This window comes from Janthinobacterium sp. GMG2 (assembly GCF_033949445.1).
Lineage (GTDB): Bacteria > Pseudomonadota > Gammaproteobacteria > Burkholderiales > Burkholderiaceae_D > Janthinobacterium > Janthinobacterium aestuarii.
This window is the reverse complement of record NZ_JAXAWA010000025.1, coordinates 1-605: the sequence shown is the minus strand read 5'-3', so window position 1 is coordinate 605 and position 605 is coordinate 1. Positions and strand designations below refer to the sequence as shown.

3 tRNA genes are annotated in these 605 nt (G+C 51.4%); all 3 read left to right on the top strand.

The window, feature by feature from the left end:
- The first annotated feature begins 150 nt into the window (after positions 1–150).
- The 3 genes from SKZ59_RS28145 to SKZ59_RS28135 all read left to right on the top strand — a co-directional run bounded on the left by SKZ59_RS28145 (position 151) and on the right by SKZ59_RS28135 (position 504).
- A tRNA-Gly gene (locus tag SKZ59_RS28145) sits at positions 151–226 on the top strand.
- A 71-nt stretch (positions 227–297) separates the two neighbouring features.
- Positions 298–373, top strand: a tRNA-Gly gene (locus tag SKZ59_RS28140).
- Positions 374–428: 55 nt separating this feature from the next.
- A tRNA-Gly gene (locus SKZ59_RS28135) sits at positions 429–504 on the top strand.
- Positions 505–605: the final 101 nt, after the last annotated feature.

Genomic DNA, 605 nt, shown 5'->3' with positions numbered 1-605 from the left:
GTAGAGCGCAACCTTGCCAAGGTTGAGGTCGAGAGTTCGAGACTCTTCTCCCGCTCCAGTTTTCTGGATCGTGTCATAGGTAAAAACAGCGAATGCAGTAAAAAGTAGTACTGGCGATGTAGTAGAGCTTCTGATACAATGTTGTCCACTGCGGGAGTAGCTCAGTTGGTAGAGCGCAACCTTGCCAAGGTTGAGGTCGAGAGTTCGAGACTCTTCTCCCGCTCCAGTGAACACTGGATCAGCAGTAAAGCAGCACTGGTAAACGGTAGTAAAAAGCAGTAAAATAGCGGTTCGTATGCGGGAGTAGCTCAGTTGGTAGAGCGCAACCTTGCCAAGGTTGAGGTCGAGAGTTCGAGACTCTTCTCCCGCTCCAGCGATAGCTGAAGCAGTACAGCAAGATGGCAGTAGCAGAAAATAGAAGCTCCAATGCGGGAGTAGCTCAGTTGGTAGAGCGCAACCTTGCCAAGGTTGAGGTCGAGAGTTCGAGACTCTTCTCCCGCTCCAGAATTCTAAAGGGAAGCTAAGCTGGCTTCCTTTTTTTATCCGCCGCGGTACGCGGCGCGATTAGGCGGTAACCAAGCTCCAATGCGGGAGTAGCTCAGTTG